Source organism: Escherichia sp. E3659, assembly GCF_005781135.1.
In the GTDB taxonomy this organism is placed as follows: domain Bacteria; phylum Pseudomonadota; class Gammaproteobacteria; order Enterobacterales; family Enterobacteriaceae; genus Escherichia.
In genome coordinates this window covers 105,416-123,039 of record NZ_VATQ01000003.1, presented here as the reverse complement: position 1 = coordinate 123,039, position 17,624 = coordinate 105,416, and the positions used below count along the sequence as shown (strand labels likewise).

The 17,624-nt window shown below is 52.4% G+C and carries 19 protein-coding genes and 1 pseudogene; 10 read left to right on the top strand and 10 right to left on the bottom strand.

The window, feature by feature from the left end:
• Positions 1-21: 21 nt before the first annotated feature.
• Entirely contained in the window at positions 22-2,172 is a 2,151-nt protein-coding gene (dinG, locus tag FEK47_RS03810; RefSeq protein ID WP_135486466.1) for an ATP-dependent DNA helicase DinG, read from the bottom strand.
• 119 nt (positions 2,173-2,291) lie between these two features.
• On the opposite strand from dinG, the gene ybiA reads away from it, so the two are divergent.
• Together ybiA and FEK47_RS25640 are read left to right on the top strand one after the other, a co-directional pair.
• On the top strand, positions 2,292-2,774 hold the full coding sequence (gene ybiA / locus FEK47_RS03805; RefSeq protein ID WP_001145123.1) for an N-glycosidase YbiA: 483 nt from the start codon (positions 2,292-2,294) through the stop codon (positions 2,772-2,774).
• A gap of 82 nt (positions 2,775-2,856) precedes the next feature.
• Positions 2,857-2,955 (top strand): annotated as a pseudogene (locus FEK47_RS25640) (hypothetical protein); the annotation flags it as partial.
• A gap of 52 nt (positions 2,956-3,007) precedes the next feature.
• Here the strand turns inward: FEK47_RS25640 and rhlE are convergent.
• Positions 3,008-4,375, bottom strand: coding sequence for an ATP-dependent RNA helicase RhlE (gene rhlE / locus FEK47_RS03800; RefSeq protein WP_135486467.1), 1,368 nt, complete (start codon positions 4,373-4,375; stop codon positions 3,008-3,010).
• Between the two features lie 228 nt (positions 4,376-4,603).
• Between rhlE and cecR the strand changes: the two genes are divergently transcribed.
• The 5 genes from cecR to FEK47_RS03775 are packed head-to-tail and all read left to right on the top strand — an operon-like array spanning position 4,604 to position 10,245.
• On the top strand, positions 4,604-5,275 hold the full coding sequence (gene cecR, locus FEK47_RS03795; RefSeq protein ID WP_024191852.1) for a DNA-binding transcriptional regulator CecR: 672 nt from the start codon (positions 4,604-4,606) through the stop codon (positions 5,273-5,275).
• 2 nt (positions 5,276-5,277) lie between these two features.
• Entirely contained in the window at positions 5,278-6,273 is a 996-nt protein-coding gene (gene hlyD / locus FEK47_RS03790) for a secretion protein HlyD (protein ID WP_130205709.1), read from the top strand.
• Positions 6,266-8,002: an ATP-binding cassette domain-containing protein gene (locus FEK47_RS03785; RefSeq protein WP_135486468.1), complete on the top strand. Its 1,737-nt coding sequence runs from the start codon at positions 6,266-6,268 to the stop codon at positions 8,000-8,002. The genes hlyD and FEK47_RS03785 overlap by 8 nt, the downstream gene beginning before the upstream one ends.
• Positions 7,995-9,128, top strand: coding sequence for an ABC transporter permease (locus FEK47_RS03780; RefSeq protein WP_000070131.1), 1,134 nt, complete (start codon positions 7,995-7,997; stop codon positions 9,126-9,128). Before FEK47_RS03785 ends, FEK47_RS03780 begins: the two co-directional genes overlap by 8 nt.
• 10 nt (positions 9,129-9,138) lie before the next feature.
• Positions 9,139-10,245, top strand: coding sequence for an ABC transporter permease (locus tag FEK47_RS03775; protein WP_000469031.1), 1,107 nt, complete (start codon positions 9,139-9,141; stop codon positions 10,243-10,245).
• On the opposite strand, the gene FEK47_RS03770 is transcribed toward FEK47_RS03775, so the two are convergent.
• The gene (locus FEK47_RS03770; RefSeq protein WP_025237330.1) at positions 10,207-10,617 is read right to left on the bottom strand and encodes a YbhQ family protein; all 411 of its coding nucleotides are present in this window, start codon (positions 10,615-10,617) and stop codon (positions 10,207-10,209) included. The genes FEK47_RS03775 and FEK47_RS03770 overlap by 39 nt on opposite strands.
• A 132-nt stretch (positions 10,618-10,749) precedes the next feature.
• Between FEK47_RS03770 and FEK47_RS03765 the strand changes: the two genes are divergently transcribed.
• The 3 genes from FEK47_RS03765 to FEK47_RS03755 are packed head-to-tail and all read left to right on the top strand — an operon-like array spanning position 10,750 to position 13,705.
• Positions 10,750-11,511: an endonuclease/exonuclease/phosphatase family protein gene (locus tag FEK47_RS03765; protein ID WP_135486469.1), complete on the top strand. Its 762-nt coding sequence runs from the start codon at positions 10,750-10,752 to the stop codon at positions 11,509-11,511.
• Positions 11,508-12,749 carry a cardiolipin synthase ClsB gene (gene clsB / locus FEK47_RS03760; RefSeq protein WP_135486470.1) on the top strand — a complete coding sequence of 414 codons (1,242 nt, stop codon included), beginning with the start codon at positions 11,508-11,510 and terminating at the stop codon, positions 12,747-12,749. Before FEK47_RS03765 ends, clsB begins: the two co-directional genes overlap by 4 nt.
• Positions 12,749-13,705, top strand: a complete 957-nt coding sequence (locus FEK47_RS03755) for a YbhN family protein (RefSeq protein ID WP_135486471.1) — start codon at positions 12,749-12,751, stop codon at positions 13,703-13,705. Before clsB ends, FEK47_RS03755 begins: the two co-directional genes overlap by 1 nt.
• Here FEK47_RS03755 and FEK47_RS03750 read toward each other — a convergent pair.
• The 7 genes from FEK47_RS03750 to moaC form a co-directional block, all read right to left on the bottom strand.
• Positions 13,676-13,930, bottom strand: a complete 255-nt coding sequence (locus FEK47_RS03750) for a hypothetical protein (RefSeq protein ID WP_135486472.1) — start codon at positions 13,928-13,930, stop codon at positions 13,676-13,678. The genes FEK47_RS03755 and FEK47_RS03750 overlap by 30 nt on opposite strands.
• A gap of 34 nt (positions 13,931-13,964) precedes the next feature.
• Positions 13,965-14,663 (bottom strand): Bax inhibitor-1 family protein, encoded by a 699-nt coding sequence (locus FEK47_RS03745; protein ID WP_135486473.1) that lies wholly within the window; start codon positions 14,661-14,663, stop codon positions 13,965-13,967.
• Between the two features lie 23 nt (positions 14,664-14,686).
• Entirely contained in the window at positions 14,687-15,400 is a 714-nt protein-coding gene (locus FEK47_RS03740) for a Bax inhibitor-1/YccA family protein (protein WP_135486474.1), read from the bottom strand.
• A gap of 206 nt (positions 15,401-15,606) precedes the next feature.
• Positions 15,607-16,311 carry a Bax inhibitor-1/YccA family protein gene (locus FEK47_RS03735; protein WP_135486475.1) on the bottom strand — a complete coding sequence of 235 codons (705 nt, stop codon included), beginning with the start codon at positions 16,309-16,311 and terminating at the stop codon, positions 15,607-15,609.
• Between the two features lie 135 nt (positions 16,312-16,446).
• Positions 16,447-16,899 (bottom strand): molybdopterin synthase catalytic subunit MoaE, encoded by a 453-nt coding sequence (gene moaE / locus FEK47_RS03730; RefSeq protein ID WP_000852287.1) that lies wholly within the window; start codon positions 16,897-16,899, stop codon positions 16,447-16,449.
• A 1-nt stretch (position 16,900) separates the two neighbouring features.
• Positions 16,901-17,146 (bottom strand): molybdopterin synthase sulfur carrier subunit, encoded by a 246-nt coding sequence (gene moaD / locus FEK47_RS03725; RefSeq protein WP_000598612.1) that lies wholly within the window; start codon positions 17,144-17,146, stop codon positions 16,901-16,903.
• Complete coding sequence (gene moaC / locus FEK47_RS03720; RefSeq protein ID WP_000080885.1) at positions 17,139-17,624, bottom strand: cyclic pyranopterin monophosphate synthase MoaC; 486 nt, start codon at positions 17,622-17,624, stop codon at positions 17,139-17,141. Before moaC ends, moaD begins: the two co-directional genes overlap by 8 nt.

The window sequence follows — 17,624 nt, the reverse complement described above, 5'->3', positions numbered from 1 at the left end:
CTCCTTACCTGACTCACATCATTAACGCCGCCGACGGCGTGGGGATTTCGCTTTTTCTTTCTTTTTAACTATACCTTCAGGGACTTCCGGTTGCTCAATCGGAAATACCGGTAATGCATCCAGTAGTCGCTTGCCATAGTTTTTGGTCAGCAAGCGTTTATCGTAAATCACCACTTCCCCCCAGCAGCTGTGGCTTCGGATCAAACGTCCGACCTGCTGGATCAGGTTAAACGAGGCGCTCGGCAGGCTTTGCACCTCAAACGGATAGCGATTGAGGCTTTTCAGCCATTCCCCTTCGGTGATCACCACCGGGCTGTCAATAGGTGGAAAGGCAATTTTATGGATATGCACCTGACTTAGCAGCTCGCCCTTTAAATCCAGCCCTTCGGCAAATGACTGTAAGCCCACCAGTACGCTGCGCTCACCGTTGGCGACGCGTTTGCGGTGCAGTTCAACTAAACGGTAACGCGGCTGATCGCCCTGCACCAGCAACATCAACCGTAAATCCGTCACATAGTCGAGAAACCGCTGCATCGCCCGTCCGCTGGCAAACAGTACCAACATACCAAGATGTTTTTTGCTCTCCACCTGCTCACGGAAAAAGGCCGCCATTTCAGCAATGTGCTGCTCTTCGTTGTCGATGGAAGGCTCAAAGCGCATCCGGGGAATAACAATTTTGCCCTGTTCGCAGTGGTTAAAGGGGGAATCCAGCGCCACAAAGCGGTCGCCCGCTTTCTCTTTCAGCCCGCTCATCTCCTGCAAACGCGAAAAACTGTTCAGCGAACGCAAGGTTGCAGAGGTGACAATAATGTGCGGAATACTGCGCCACAGCAGCCTTTCCAGCTGATCGCTAACACGTATTCCCACGCAGTGAAACCAGAGATGCAGTTGCCCTTCGCGCTCTTCCCGCGTCGCCCATTTAGTCACCGGCGCACCGGAAGATTGCGCCAGAGAAGCCAGCCGCCAGAGTTTGCTTTGCGCCTCGAACATCCCCAACGCGCGGTTCATCTGCAAAATCAACCGATGCAGACGCACAATGTCGTGACTACCGGTTTTCTCACTTAAATCATTAAGAAATAACTCCGCCAGGCCACGCAGCATCTCGGTGAGTTTTGCCAGCCGCTGGCAGATCTCCAGCACTTCATCAGGCAGTTCGCCCATCGCGAAACGGTGCTCTGCCTCTTGCCCGGCAGGCATGTAGAGATTGAGAATGTTGTTTAACGAGGCGATAAGCTCATACAACTCTTCACAATGCGCATTCAAACGTTCAGGGATCGCCAGCGGCGGGATGGTCTTCGGGCGAAACTGCTCCATGCAGGTAGCGACCAGTTTGGTGAACAAGTCCAGCTGTAGCCGATACCACGGTGCGGTGATTTCGGCGCTCATCTCCAGCGCATCCCGCGCCACATCCGGCAGGTGATGACCTTCGTCCAGTACCAGCAGCAGATTTTTCGGATCAGGCAATACGGCTTCGCTTTCCATCGCCGCCATCACCAGCGCATGGTTTGCCACCACCACTTCCGCTTCCTGAATCTCCCGACGAGCAACAAAAAACGGGCATTCACGATAGTAGTAACAGTTACGGTTGAGGCAGCTGGCTTTGTCGGTACTCAAACGACGCCAGAGATCGTCATCTATAGCGATATCCGTATGATCGCGCAGACCATCCCATTTATAAGTATCGAGATCGCCCTTCAGCTTCGCACAACGTTTTTGCTCTTCCTGATTGTTCGGCGTCAGCTCGTCGTCAAGAAACGCCAGCAGATCCTGTTGCGTGGGCTCAGTGCTGGCGAGCGCCGTCAGATTACGCGGGCAAACGTAGCGCCCACGCCCGAAAGCGGCAGTGAATTTAAGATCGGGAATGATCTTTTTCAGCAGCGGTAAATCTTTGCTGTAGATCTGATCCTGTAACGCCACGTTGGCGGTACTCACCACCAGCGTTTTTTGCTCTTCGCGGGCAATGGCGATGCCGGGGATCAAATAGGAGAGCGTTTTCCCAACGCCGGTGGGGGCTTCAATCGCCAGATGCCGCCCTTCTTCTCCGGCCAGCGTTTTGGCGACGTCCGCAATCATCTGCCGCTGCGGCGCACGGGGAATAAAGTCGGGGATCTGTTCCTGAAGCGCCTTATACCAGGCGGCAATTTGCGCTTTAAGCGCGGCGGTTAATGCCATGAGAAAACCTGAAATACTGTATAAACAGCCAATATTGTGGCATTTTTCGGTTTTCAGGGGTAATGGTTTTTCTGTTTCTGGAAAGCGGCTCGCAATAACCATCAACATAATGCGGTTTAATGCCCGTTCGAGCACAAAGGATCCAACACGTCATGCAAGACACCATCATAAATTTCTACAGCACCGGCGATGACTACGGTGATTTTTCTAACTTTGCCGCCTGGCCCATCAAGGTTGACGGGAAAACCTGGCCCACCTCAGAACACTATTTTCAGGCACAAAAATTCCTTGATGAAAAATACCGCGAAGAGATCCGTCGGGTTTCTTCCCCTATGGTCGCCGCACGCATGGGGCGCGATCGTTCTAAGCCTCTGCGTAAAAACTGGGAGTCGGTCAAAGAACAGGTGATGCGAAAAGCACTTCGCGCTAAATTCGAACAGCATGCAGAACTGCGTGCGCTCTTGCTGGCAACCGCGCCCGCAAAACTGGTTGAGCATACGGAAAATGATGCTTACTGGGGAGACGGTGGTAATGGTAAGGGCAAGAATCGACTGGGCTACCTTTTAATGGAGTTGCGCGAACAATTGGCTATAGAGAAGTAACGTCTCGGGTGGCTTATGGGCGGTAAAACAGAGAAATTTTTTCCCGTGTTCTCAAATTGCTGACAAGTGCTTGTTGTGAAATGCCGGATGCGGCGTAAACGCCTTATCCGGCCTACAAAAGCATGCAAATTCAATATATTGCAGAGTTCACGTAGGCCTGATAAGCGTAGCGCATCAGGCAGTTTTGCGTTTGTTCATCAGCCTGATGCCGGGCTATGCCCGGCATCAAAAGATTACTGCGCAGCGGCAGGTTTACGCGGACGGCGGCGACGTTGTTGCTCGCCTGCCGGTTTGGCATCGCCGAGGCGACGAGAGGGTTTTTCTGCAGGTTTCGCGCTTGCAGATTTTGCGCCACCTTCCCCACGGCGAGGTTGCTGTTGACTGCGACCACCACCTTGCCCACGACCGCCGCCGCCACCACGTTGCTGGCGACCGTTCTGGATTGGTTCGGCTTTGATTGACGGGTCCGGCTCATAGCCCGGAACCGCAATGCGCGGGATCTCTTTTTTCAGCAGTTTTTCGATATCACGCAGCAGTTTGTGTTCATCAACACACACCAGCGACAACGCTTCACCGGTAGCAGCCGCGCGACCGGTACGCCCGATACGGTGGACATAATCTTCCGGTACGTTTGGCAGTTCATAGTTGACGACGTGCGGCAACTCTTCGATATCCAGACCGCGCGCAGCGATGTCAGTTGCCACCAGCACGCGAATATCGCCCGATTTAAAATCGGCCAGCGCACGAGTACGCGCACCTTGCGATTTATTGCCGTGGATCGCCGCACTACGGATGCCATCTTTATTGAGCTGTTCAGCCAGATGGTTAGCGCCGTGTTTGGTACGGGTAAACACCAGCACCTGCTGCCAGTTCCCTTTACCAATCATATGCGACAGCAATTCGCGTTTGCGTTTCTTATCAACAAAGTGAACGTGCTGGGTCACCTGATCAGACGCGGTATTGCGGCGTGCCACTTCGATTTCCAGCGGGTTGTGCAACAGTTTTTCCGCCAGGGCTTTAATATCGTCAGAGAAGGTCGCGGAGAACAACAGGTTCTGGCGCTTCGCTGGCAGTTTTGTTAACACGCGACGGATATCGTGGATAAAGCCCATGTCGAGCATGCGGTCAGCTTCATCGAGGACGAGGATTTCTATCTGGTCCAGCTTCACCGCATTCTGATGTTCCAGGTCCAGCAAACGCCCCGGCGTTGCCACCAGAACATCAACGCCGCCACGCAGTTTCATCATCTGCGGGTTAATGCTGACACCACCAAACACCACCAGCGAACGAATGTTCAGGTATTTGCTGTAATCACGGACGTTTTCGCCAATCTGCGCCGCCAGTTCACGGGTCGGGGTAAGGATCAGCGCACGAACCGGACGACGCCCTTTGGCGTGCGGCTCGCGGGAAATCAGGTGTTGTAGTAGCGGCAACGTAAAGCCCGCTGTTTTGCCCGTGCCGGTCTGGGCACTGGCCATCAGGTCGCGGCCTTCCAGCACCGCAGGGATCGCCTGCTGCTGAATAGGGGTGGGTTCACGGTAACCTTGCTCGGCAACGGCGCGCAGGATATCAGGGCTTAAACCCAAAGAATCGAAAGACATAACTACTCCGAACCGCCCCGACCGTTACCGGTGTAGTTTTCAGGGAGATACTGAAAAGGAAAATGACAAAAACCACAATGTCATGAGGGAGCGGAGTGTAGCAGTTTTTGTGACACAGCGCATAAATTATCCCTGTGACTGGCGTTGCTAAAATTCTTGGTCATACTGGACAACGCTAAAAATGAGTCATAATCTTAATCAATCATTTGATTAAGAATGGGCTGTGCTATGAATAGTCCTGCCATGACAACCAAAGGTGAACAGGCGAAAAAACAGCTGATTGCTGCGGCACTGGCACAGTTTGGTGAGTATGGAATGAACGCCACCACCCGCGATATCGCCGCCCAGGCCGGGCAGAATATCGCTGCCATTACCTATTACTTCGGTTCGAAAGAAGATTTGTACCTCGCCTGCGCCCAGTGGATTGCCGATTTTATTGGCGAGCAGTTCCGTCCGCACGCCGAGGAAGCCGAACGCTTGTTCGCACAACCACAGCCGGATCGCGCCGCTATCCGCGAACTGATCCTTCGCGCCTGCAGGAACATGATCCAACTGCTCACCCAGGATGACACCGTCAACCTCAGCAAGTTTATCTCCCGTGAGCAGCTCTCTCCCACGGCAGCCTACCACCTGGTGCACGAACAGGTGATTAGTCCGCTACACAGCCACCTGACACGCCTGATTGCCGCCTGGACCGGCTGCGACGCCAATGACACCCGCATGATCCTTCATACCCATGCGTTGATTGGCGAGATTCTGGCGTTTCGTCTCGGCAAAGAAACGATTCTGTTACGTACCGGCTGGACTGCGTTCGATGAAGAAAAGACCGAACTGATTAACCAGACGGTAACCTGTCATATCGACCTGATTTTGCAAGGATTATCGCAAAGGAGTTTGTAGTGATGAAAAAACCTGTCGTGATTGGACTGGCGGTAGTGGTACTTGCCGCCGTGATTGCCGGAGGCTACTGGTGGTATCAAAGCCGCCAGGATAACGGCCTGACGCTGTATGGCAATGTGGATATTCGCACCGTAAATCTGAGTTTCCGTGTCGGTGGTCGCGTTGAATCGCTGGCGGTGGACGAAGGTGATGCGATCAAAGCGGGTCAGGTGCTGGGCGAGCTGGATCACAAGCCGTATGAGATTGCCCTGATGCAGGCGAAAGCGGGCGTTTCGGTGGCGCAGGCGCAGTATGACCTGATGCTTGCCGGGTATCGCGATGAAGAAATCGCTCAAGCCGCCGCAGCGGTGAAACAGGCGCAAGCCGCCTATGACTATGCGCAGAACTTCTATGCTCGTCAGCAAGGATTGTGGAAAAGCCGCACCATTTCGGCAAATGACCTGGAAAATGCCCGCTCCTCGCGCGACCAGGCCCAGGCAACGCTGAAATCAGCGCAGGATAAATTGCGTCAGTACCGTTCCGGTAACCGTGAACAGGACATCGCCCAGGCGAAAGCCAGCCTCGAACAGGCGCAGGCGCAACTGGCGCAGGCAGAGCTGAATTTACAGGACTCAACGTTGGTCGCCCCCTCTGATGGCACGCTGTTAACCCGCGCGGTGGAGCCAGGCACGGTGCTTAATGAAGGTGGCACGGTGTTTACCGTTTCACTAACGCGTCCGGTGTGGGTGCGCGCTTATGTTGATGAACGTAACCTTGACCAGGCCCAGCCGGGGCGCAAAGTGCTGCTCTATACCGATGGTCGCCCGAATAAGCCCTATCACGGGCAGATTGGTTTCGTTTCGCCGACTGCTGAATTTACCCCGAAAACCGTCGAAACGCCGGATCTGCGTACCGACCTCGTCTATCGCCTGCGTATTGTGGTGACCGACGCCGATGATGCGTTACGCCAGGGAATGCCGGTGACGGTGCAATTCGGTAACGAGGCAGGACATGAATGATGCCGTTATCACGCTGAACGGCCTGGAAAAACGCTTTCCGGGCATGGACAAGCCCGCCGTCGCGCCGCTCGATTGTACCATTCATGCCGGTTATGTGACGGGGCTGGTGGGGCCGGACGGTGCGGGCAAAACCACGCTGATGCGGATGCTGGCGGGATTACTGAAACCCGACAGCGGCAGTGCCACGGTGATTGGCTTTGATCCGATCAAAAACGACGCTGCGCTGCACGCCGTGCTCGGCTATATGCCGCAGAAATTCGGTCTGTATGAAGATCTCACGGTGATGGAGAATCTCAATCTGTACGCGGATTTGCGCAGCGTCACCGGTGAAGCGCGGAAGCAGACTTTTGCTCGCCTGCTGGAGTTTACGTCTCTTGGCCCGTTTACCGGACGCCTGGCGGGCAAGCTCTCCGGCGGGATGAAGCAAAAACTCGGCCTGGCCTGTACCCTGGTGGGCGAACCGAAAGTGTTGCTGCTCGATGAACCCGGCGTCGGCGTTGACCCTATCTCACGGCGCGAACTGTGGCAGATGGTGCATGAGCTGGCGGGCGAAGGGATGTTAATCCTCTGGAGCACCTCGTATCTCGACGAAGCCGAGCAGTGCCGTGACGTGTTACTGATGAACGAAGGCGAGCTGCTGTATCAGGGAGAACCGACGGCCCTGACGCAAACCATGGCCGGACGCAGCTTTCTGATGACCAGCCCGCACGAGGGCAACCGCAAACTGCTACAACGCGCCTTGAAACTACCGCAGGTCAGCGACGGCATGATCCAGGGGAAATCGGTACGCCTGATCCTCAAAAAAGAGGCCACGCCCGACGATGTTCGCCACGCCGACGGGATGCCGGAAATCGACATCAGCCAAACCACGCCCCGCTTTGAAGATGCGTTTATCGATTTGCTGGGCGGTGCCGGAACCTCGGAATCGCCGCTGGGCGCAATATTACATACGGTAGAAGGCACACCCGGCGAGACGGTGATCGAAGCGAAAGAACTGACCAAGAAATTTGGTGATTTTGCCGCCACCGATCACGTCAACTTTGCCGTTAAACGTGGGGAGATTTTTGGTTTGCTCGGGCCAAACGGCGCGGGTAAATCGACCACCTTTAAGATGATGTGCGGTTTGCTGGTGCCGACCTCTGGTCAGGCGCTAGTGCTAGGGATGGATCTGAAAGAGAGTTCTGGTAAAGCGCGCCAGCATCTCGGCTATATGGCGCAAAAGTTTTCGCTCTACGGCAACCTGACGGTCGAACAGAATTTACGCTTTTTCTCTGGTGTGTATGGCTTACGCGGTCGGGCGCAGAACGAAAAAATCTCCCGTATGAGCGAGGCGTTCGGCCTGAAAAGTATCGCCTCCCACGCGACCGATGAACTGCCATTAGGTTTTAAACAGCGGCTGGCGCTGGCCTGTTCGCTGATGCATGAACCGGACATTCTGTTTCTCGACGAACCGACTTCCGGCGTTGATCCCCTCACCCGCCGTGAATTTTGGCTGCACATCAACAGCATGGTAGAGAAAGGCGTCACGGTGATGGTCACCACCCACTTTATGGATGAAGCGGAATATTGCGACCGCATCGGCCTGGTGTACCGTGGGAAGTTAATCGCCAGCGGCACGCCGGATGATTTGAAAGCGCAGTCAGCCAACGATGAGCAACCCGATCCCACTATGGAGCAAGCCTTTATTCAGTTGATCCACGACTGGGATAAGGAGCATGGCAATGAGTAATCCGATCCTTTCCTGGCGTCGCGTGCGGGCGCTGTGCGTTAAAGAGACGCGGCAGATCGTTCGCGATCCGAGTAGCTGGCTGATTGCGGTAGTGATCCCACTGCTACTGCTGTTTATTTTTGGTTACGGCATTAACCTCGACTCCAGCAAGCTGCGGGTCGGGATTTTGCTGGAACAGCGTAGCGAAGCGGCGCTGGATTTCACCCACACCATGACCGGTTCGCCCTATATCGACGCCACCATCAGCGATAACCGTCAGGAACTGATCGCCAAAATGCAGGCGGGGAAAATTCGCGGTCTGGTGGTTATTCCCGTGGATTTCGCCGAACAGATGGAGCGCGCCAACGCCACCGCACCGATTCAGGTGATCACCGACGGCAGTGAACCGAATACCGCTAACTTTGTGCAGGGGTATGTCGAAGGGATCTGGCAGATCTGGCAAATGCAGCGAGCGGAGGATAACGGGCAGACTTTTGAACCGCTTATTGATGTACAAACCCGCTACTGGTTTAACCCGGCGGCGATAAGCCAGCACTTTATTATCCCCGGTGCGGTGACCATTATCATGACGGTCATCGGCGCAATTCTCACCTCGCTGGTGGTGGCGCGAGAATGGGAACGCGGCACCATGGAGGCTTTGCTCTCTACGGAGATTACCCGCACGGAGCTGCTGCTGTGTAAGCTGATCCCTTATTACTTTCTCGGTATGCTGGCGATGTTGCTGTGTATGCTGGTGTCGGTGTTTATTCTCGGCGTGCCGTATCGCGGGTCGCTGCTGATTCTGTTTTTTATCTCCAGCCTGTTTTTACTCAGTACCCTGGGGATGGGGCTGCTGATTTCCACGATTACCCGCAACCAGTTCAACGCCGCTCAGGTCGCCCTGAACGCCGCGTTCCTGCCGTCGATTATGCTTTCCGGCTTTATATTTCAGATAGACAGTATGCCCGCGGTGATCCGCGCGGTGACGTACATTATTCCCGCACGTTATTTCGTCAGCACCCTGCAAAGCCTGTTCCTCGCCGGGAATATTCCAGTGGTGCTGGTGGTGAACGTGCTGTTTTTGATCGCTTCGGCGGTGATGTTTATCGGCCTGACATGGCTTAAAACCAAACGTCGGCTGGATTAGGGAGAAGAGCATGTTTCATCGCTTATGGACGTTAATCCGCAAAGAGTTGCAGTCGCTGCTGCGCGAACCGCAAACCCGCGCGATTCTGATTTTACCCGTGCTGATTCAGGTGATCCTGTTCCCGTTCGCCGCCACGCTGGAAGTGACTAACGCCACCATCGCCATCTACGATGAAGATAACGGCGAGCACTCGGTAGAGCTTACTCAACGTTTTGCCCGCGCCAGCGCCTTTACCCATGTGCTGCTGCTGAAAAGCCCGCAGGAGATCCGCCCGACCATCGACACGCAAAAGGCGTTACTACTGGTACGTTTCCCGGCTGACTTCTCGCGCAAACTGGATACCTTCCAGACCGCGCCGTTGCAGTTGATCCTCGACGGGCGTAACTCCAACAGTGCGCAAATTGCCGCTAACTATCTGCAACAGATCGTCAAAAATTATCAGCAGGAGCTGCTGGAAGGAAAACCGAAACCCAACAACAGCGAGCTGGTAGTACGCAACTGGTATAACCCGAATCTCGACTACAAATGGTTTGTGGTGCCGTCGCTGATCGCCATGATCACCACTATCGGCGTGATGATCGTCACTTCACTTTCTGTCGCCCGCGAACGTGAACAAGGTACGCTCGATCAGTTGCTGGTTTCGCCGCTCACCACCTGGCAGATATTCATCGGCAAAGCCGTACCGGCATTAATTGTCGCCACCTTCCAGGCCACCATTGTGCTGGCGATTGGTATCTGGGCGTATCAAATCCCCTTCGCCGGATCGCTGGCGCTGTTCTACTTTACGATGGTGATTTACGGTTTATCGCTGGTGGGATTCGGTCTGTTGATTTCATCACTCTGTTCAACACAGCAGCAGGCGTTTATCGGCGTGTTTGTTTTTATGATGCCCGCCATTCTCCTTTCCGGTTACGTTTCGCCGGTGGAAAACATGCCAGTATGGCTGCAAAACCTGACGTGGATTAACCCTATTCGCCACTTTACGGACATTACCAAGCAGATTTACTTGAAGGATGCGAGTCTGGATATTGTGTGGAACAGTTTGTGGCCGCTACTGGTGATAACGGCCACAACCGGGTCAGCGGCGTACGCGATGTTTAGACGTAAGGTGATGTAATTTTTTATCTTTCGCCAGTAACGACACTACCGCCGGGCCGGCAAGGATCGCCAGCCCTGCAACGGCCAACAAATAGTTATTTTCCAGTACGCGGGACAGCAGCCACAGCACAATCAGCGCCGCGCCAAAATACCAGGTGGTGGTCAGCTCTTCCAGCACATCCGCCACCTCACGCCAGCGTTGCTCGGGGTGACGCTGAAACACCAGCATCATTACCACGGTGACACAATACAGCACGCATAATCCCACGCCGACGTGAACCAGAGTTTTACTCATCCAGCCCACCACCAGCAGCGCCACTACCAGTAAATGCAACATAATCTGCCAGCAACTTAGGCCAGTTGCGACACGAACACGTTGTTGCCACTTCATGGCTTCTCTCCTGAAGAATTTATCTCTACTTACTCAGAGTACCGAACTTTACGGAAAATTCCGTAAGACCGCACCTTTTTGTGACGCCGACTACACTATTTCAATGAGATAAGAGGCCAAAACGGGAAAATTATGCCCGATCAAACACAACACTTTTCGTTCAAGGTACTCACCATCAATATTCACAAAGGCTTTACCGCGTTTAACCGACGCTTCATTTTGCCGGAACTTCGCGACGCCGTGCGCACCGTCAGCGCCGATATAGTTTGCCTGCAGGAAGTGATGGGCGCGCACGAAGTTCATCCGCTGCATGTGGAAAACTGGCCCGATACCTCGCACTACGAGTTTCTCGCCGACACAATGTGGAGCGATTTTGCCTACGGTCGCAATGCTGTGTATCCGGAAGGGCATCACGGCAACGCCATACTGTCACGCTATCCCATTGAACATTATGAAAACCGTGATGTTTCGGTCGATGGTGCGGAAAAGCGCGGCGTGCTCTACTGCCGCATTGTGCCGCCGATGACCGGGAAAGCGATTCATGTGATGTGCGTACATCTGGGCCTGCGTGAGGCACACCGTCAGGCGCAGCTTGCGATGCTCGCCGAATGGGTGAATGAACTGCCGGACGGCGAACCGGTATTGGTGGCGGGTGATTTCAACGACTGGCGGCAAAACGCTAATCATCCGTTAAAAGTGCAGGCCGGGCTGGATGAGATTTTTACCCGCGCCCACGGACGCCCGGCGCGCACGTTTCCGGTGCAATTTCCTCTACTACGACTGGACAGGATCTACGTCAAAAATGCCAGCGCCAGCGCGCCAACCGCGTTGCCGCTGCGGACATGGCGACACCTTTCTGATCATGCCCCTTTAAGTGCGGAGATTCATTTATGAAATGTAGCTGGCGCGAAGGCAATAAGATCCAGTTGCTGGAAAACGGCGAGCAATATTATCCCGCGGTGTTTAAGGCGATTGGCGAGGCGCAAGAACGCATCATTCTTGAAACGTTTATCTGGTTTGAGGATGACGTCGGCAAACAGCTGCATGCGGCGCTACTGGCAGCAGCGCAACGCGGGGTAAAAGCGGAAGTCTTGCTGGATGGCTATGGTTCGCCGGATCTCAGCGATGAGTTTGTCAATGAACTGACGGCAGCTGGCGTGGTGTTCCGCTACTACGATCCCCGCCCTCGCCTTTTTGGTATGCGCACCAATGTATTTCGCCGGATGCATCGCAAAATTGTGGTAATCGACGCGCGTATCGCCTTTATTGGCGGGCTGAATTACTCCGCCGAGCATATGTCCAGCTACGGTCCAGAGGCTAAACAGGATTACGCGGTACGCCTTGAAGGGCCGATTGTCGAAGATATTCTCCAGTTTGAGCTGGAAAACCTGCCAGGACAGAGCGCGGCCCGACGCTGGTGGCGACGTCATCACAAAGCGGAAGAAAACCACCAGCCGGGAGAAGCGCAGGTATTGCTGGTCTGGCGCGATAACGAAGAACATCGCGATGATATCGAACGCCACTATCTGAAAATGCTCACTCAGGCGCGGCGAGAAGTCATTATCGCCAACGCCTACTTCTTCCCCGGCTATCGATTTTTACACGCCTTGCGTAAAGCGGCACGGCGCGGGGTGCGGATCAAACTGATCATTCAGGGCGAACCGGATATGCCCATTGTCAGAGTCGGTGCGCGCTTGCTGTATAACTATCTGGTTAAAGGCGGCGTTCAGGTATTTGAGTACCGCCGCCGCCCGCTACATGGCAAAGTGGCATTGATGGACGATCACTGGGCGACGGTAGGGTCCAGTAATCTCGATCCGCTCAGTTTGTCGCTGAATCTCGAAGCAAATGTCATCATCCACGATCGTCATTTTAACCAGACGCTGCGCGATAATCTGAACGGCATTATCGCCGCCGACTGCCAGCAAGTGGATGACAGTATGCTGCCAAAACGGACCTGGTGGAATCTGACCAAAAGCGTGCTGGCGTTCCACTTTTTACGCCACTTCCCGGCGCTGGTGGGCTGGCTTCCGGCGCACACGCCACATCTGGCGCAGGTTGATCCCCCCGCACAACCGACAATGGAAACGCAGGATCGGGTAGAAACTGAAAGTTCAGGGATGAAGCCCTGATGAGTAAATCACATCCGCGCTGGCGCTTAGCAAAGAAGATCCTCACCTGGCTGTTTTTTATCGCGGTGATTGTGTTGCTGGTGGTCTACGCCAAAAAGGTGGACTGGGAAGAGGTCTGGAAGGTCATCCGCGACTACAATCGCGTTGCGCTGCTCAGTGCGGTTGGGCTGGTGGTCATCAGTTATCTGATTTACGGCTGCTATGACCTGCTCGCCCGCTTTTACTGCGGTCACAAACTGGCGAAACGCCAGGTGATGCTGGTGTCGTTTATCTGCTACGCCTTCAACCTGACGCTCAGTACATGGGTCGGTGGCATTGGTATGCGCTATCGTTTGTACTCTCGTCTGGGGTTGCCCGGTAGCACTATTACGCGGATTTTCTCGCTCAGTATTACCACCAACTGGCTGGGCTATATTTTGCTGGCGGGGATTATCTTTACCGCAGGCGTGGTGGAGTTGCCGGATCACTGGTATGTCGATCAAACTACACTGCGTATTCTCGGCATTGGCTTACTGATGATTATCGCGGTTTATTTGGGGTTTTGCGCTTTCGCGAAGCACCGCCATATGACCATCAAAGGGCAAAAGCTGATGCTGCCTTCATGGAAATTCGCCCTCGCCCAGATGCTGATTTCCAGCGTTAACTGGATGGTAATGGGAGCGATTATCTGGCTGTTACTCGGTCAAAGCGTGAACTATTTCTTTGTACTGGGCGTGTTGCTGGTTAGTAGTATTGCTGGCGTCATCGTGCATATTCCGGCGGGAATTGGTGTGCTGGAAGCGGTGTTTATCGCGCTACTGGCTGGGGAGCATACATCCAAAGGCACAATTATCGCCGCCCTACTCGCTTACCGTGTGTTGTATTACTTTATCCCACTGCTGCTGGCGCTGATCTGTTACCTGTTGCTGGAAAGCCAGGCGAAGAAGCTACGAGCGAAAAATGAAGCGGCGATGTGAAGTTCGGTTAAGTTCTTTTGGTTTAAGTTCGGGATGCTGTTTATAGATGGGGTTCATGATGTCAATTAGCATGCGCCCCATAATTTCACCAACGGCGGAACGATAAATATCAAGTTCAGATTCATCGCAAGTTTGCTGAACATATGATACGGACGCATATAATTGAGAACCAATATTGAGAATTAATGCGCTGATATCTGCTGCCGGAGTTTTATCTTTGAACATTTTCATAAACCTTTTTATTTTTTAATAATTTATTTTATAGTCTTCGCAACCATTGCCTGACGTTGAACAGTTCAAAAACCATCACAACGATTGACCAAAAGAAAAAGACAAAATCAAAGTAAAGCATTAATGCCCCTGCAATGACACAATGCTTCAACGTCCAGGGTTCATCGCTATATAATTTGCGCACATAAAGCTTCAGTGCATTTATTTTTCTTAAGGCAATACATGACCATAATAACACAAAGAGGAAACTCATTACCCAAAGATACAAACTATTTAACAAAACGAAATTAGAAACAAAAGAAATACTCCAGCCGACACCAATCAGTAATAAAACATACCACCGCGATGCCGTATTGATATTAAAACTCAAAGCCAACAGTGTACTAAGAAGGAACATTGCCCCACCGATGCCAAATAATAACCTGACAAACGCGATCGAAAAAAGGCTTGATATGAGTATTGCGAATAGACTGATTATTGAAAAATAAATAATACATATTGCTAATGTGTTTATTTTCTCAATTTTCGTCCTTAATCCGTATCCAAAAATAAGAAGCAAGACAACGGCTAAAAAGAATGGTGCGGTATGTTGATGCGTTGCGGTAATGTTATAATAGTCCGCTATCCATGCAAATCCTGCAGTTACCCATAAACCAACCGCTGTTATCAACCAGATACAGGCCATCATTCTGGTCATTAAAGGCTGTTTTTTCATTAAACCTGTCATTGTGATTTTTCCATAAATCATGACTACCACTGAAACCGCGTATGCCTTTGCCAGACAAGCGTTATCGCTATTGCTGCAAGTATCCCAAAGAAGCCGATAAAATAGTAATAGAGTGTTAATGCACCTATAAAAGCGCAACGAACCGGACTCCACAACTCTTCACTATGGCATTTTCCCGCCAGTTCAAGGAGCTTATTTCGTCCATGCGAGATAATGCCTGACCATAACACAATCATTAAGCAACTTATTACCCAAATGGGCCGTTCACTCATTAATGCCGCATTTACGATGATCACCAGGGCCAACCCTGTTAACGTCATCATAATGATGAAACGGTGAGAAGCAGGATCAAATTTAAACAATAGACCTGCCAGCATACTGATTAAAAACATCGCTCCCGCAGTGCTGAACACGACAATAATGGCAGATACAGGCGCTAAACTCGCAACGACAATCGCCACCAAAGAGAGTAAAAACAGATTTATTACGCCTGCGATGGTCGCATTTATCTTGTTGATATCTTTACTTAAGCCATACATACAAAGTAATAATAACCCTATGGCGACATACATTGGTGGTGAATCATATTTGGTTGCCGTAATTTCGAGATACTTAGCTCCCCAGGCCAGTCCTGCGGTTGCCACCAAACCTAAAGCGGTAATGAGCCATATACCGTTTAATATCCTGGCCTCGTGCTGAAAATCTAATTTATTGCTGTTTTGCGAGTATGATTCCATTCTTTTAGTTATCCTTATAGAAAAATATTAATATTCATCATGAATAAATTTAAAACCACGCATACAAAATACTTTGTATTTATGGATACGAAAAACACTTCCGCTCGGCCATAAGGCGTATTTTATACCTGCTACTTGTTAAGTGTCGTTTTTAGTAAGAAAAAAAATCCCGACACATGGCCGGGATATTGATGGTAAAAAAAGAATTAACGACGATTGCCAAAAATTCGCAGCAACATCAGGAACAGGTTGATGAAGTCCAGATACAAGGTTAACGCGCCAAGAATGGAGTATTTACGCAGGTTCGACGCGTCACGGGTATCAATCTGCTCACCCATATTTTTCAATTTCTGAGTGTCATACGCCGTCAATCCGACAAAGACAATCACGCCGATGTAGGTGACCGCCCACATCAACGCTTCGCTTTTCAGCCAGAAGTTGACCAGCGAAGCCAGCACAATGCCGATCAACGCCATAAACAGCATATTGCCGAAGCCGCTTAAATCGCGTTTGGTGGTGTAACCGTACAGGCTCATTGCGCCGAACATCCCGGCAGTAACGACGAAAGTGCTGGCGATAGAGGCCGCGGTATAGACAATGAAAATACTGGAAAGCGTCAGGCCCGTCAGCGCTGAATAAAGCATAAAGAGCATGGTTGTCACTCCTACACTCAGCTTTTGAATCATCGCTGATAACACAATAACCAGAGCTAATTGTGCTATTACCAGACCAATTAAAAAGATTCGGTTGGTGAATAACAGCTCCATAACGGCGGCGGAATTAGCCGCATACCAGGCAACAAACGCAGTAAGCAGCAAGCCTACTGTCATCCAGCCATAGACCTGTGCCATATAGGTTTGCAGGCCAGTTCGGGTTTGTACGATTGAATCAGAACGCGGGAATCTGTCCATGACTTTCTCCTGAAGATATAAGGAATATCTTAAGGATACTGCAAATGATGGGGCTGTGCATCGACGCAGCGTGAAAGCATGTACTGAGCGGTGAAATTGCCGGATGCAGCTGTGCGGTATCCGGCCTGCTAAAAACTACCAGCGTTTTGCCGCCTGCTGATCGCTCTCCCGGGCTTCGACCCAGCGGTCGCCTTCCGGCGTGGCTTCGCGCTTCCAGAACGGTGCGCGGGTTTTGAGATAGTCCATAATAAACTGCCCGGCTTCAAACGCACTGCTGCGATGCGCACTGGTAACACCGACAAAAACAATTTCATCACCCGGCCATAATTCCCCGATGCGGTGAATCACCGTGACGCGCCCCAGCGGCCAGCGGTTACGCGCTTCATCAACGATTTCCGCCAGTGCTTTTTCTGTCATTCCCGGATAGTGTTCGAGGGTCAATGCTTTGACGCTGTCTCCCAGGTTATGATTGCGCACCTTACCGGTAAACGTGACCACTGCACCGTCTTCGTCACGCTCCGCCAGCCACGGATACTCTTCCCCTACACTGAACGGCTGCGGGCCGACAACAATTTTGGTTTCTGCCATTTTAACCTCCGGTTACCGGCGGGAAGAAAGCCACTTCGTCGCCGTCAGTCAGCGGATGGTCAAAACTCACCAGCGTCTGGTTGACGGCAGCCAGCAATTTGCCATCTTCCAGCGCCAGCGCCCAGCGATCGCTCTGCGCAGCCAGGTGCTGGCGTAACGCTTCAACGGTTGGGAAATCCGCAGCCACTTCGGTTGCATCTGTTCCTACCAACTCGCGCACCTGGGCGAAAAAAAGAACTTTAATCATCCGCTTCCACCTTAAAGTCACCTGATTTGCCGCCGCTCTTTGCCAGCAAACGTACCGGACCAATCACCATATCTTTTTGCACCGCTTTGCACATGTCATAAATGGTCAGCGCCGCCACGGAGGCCGCGGTTAACGCTTCCATTTCAACGCCGGTTTTCCCGGTCAGGCGGCATAAGGTTTCTATACGCACCCGATTGTGCTCTGGCTCGGCCTGTAAATTGACTTCGACTTTACTGAGCATCAGCGGATGACACAGCGGGATCAGATCCCAGGTGCGTTTTGCCGCCTGAATACCGGCAATACGCGCGGTGGCAAACACGTCGCCTTTGTGGTGGCGACCATCGATGATCATCGCCAGCGTCTCGCTACGCATGGTGACAAAGGCTTCAGCTCGCGCTTCACGTACGGTTTCCGCTTTGGCGGAGACATCCACCATGTGCGCTTCGCCAGCGGCGTTGATATGGGTCAGTTGCGACAT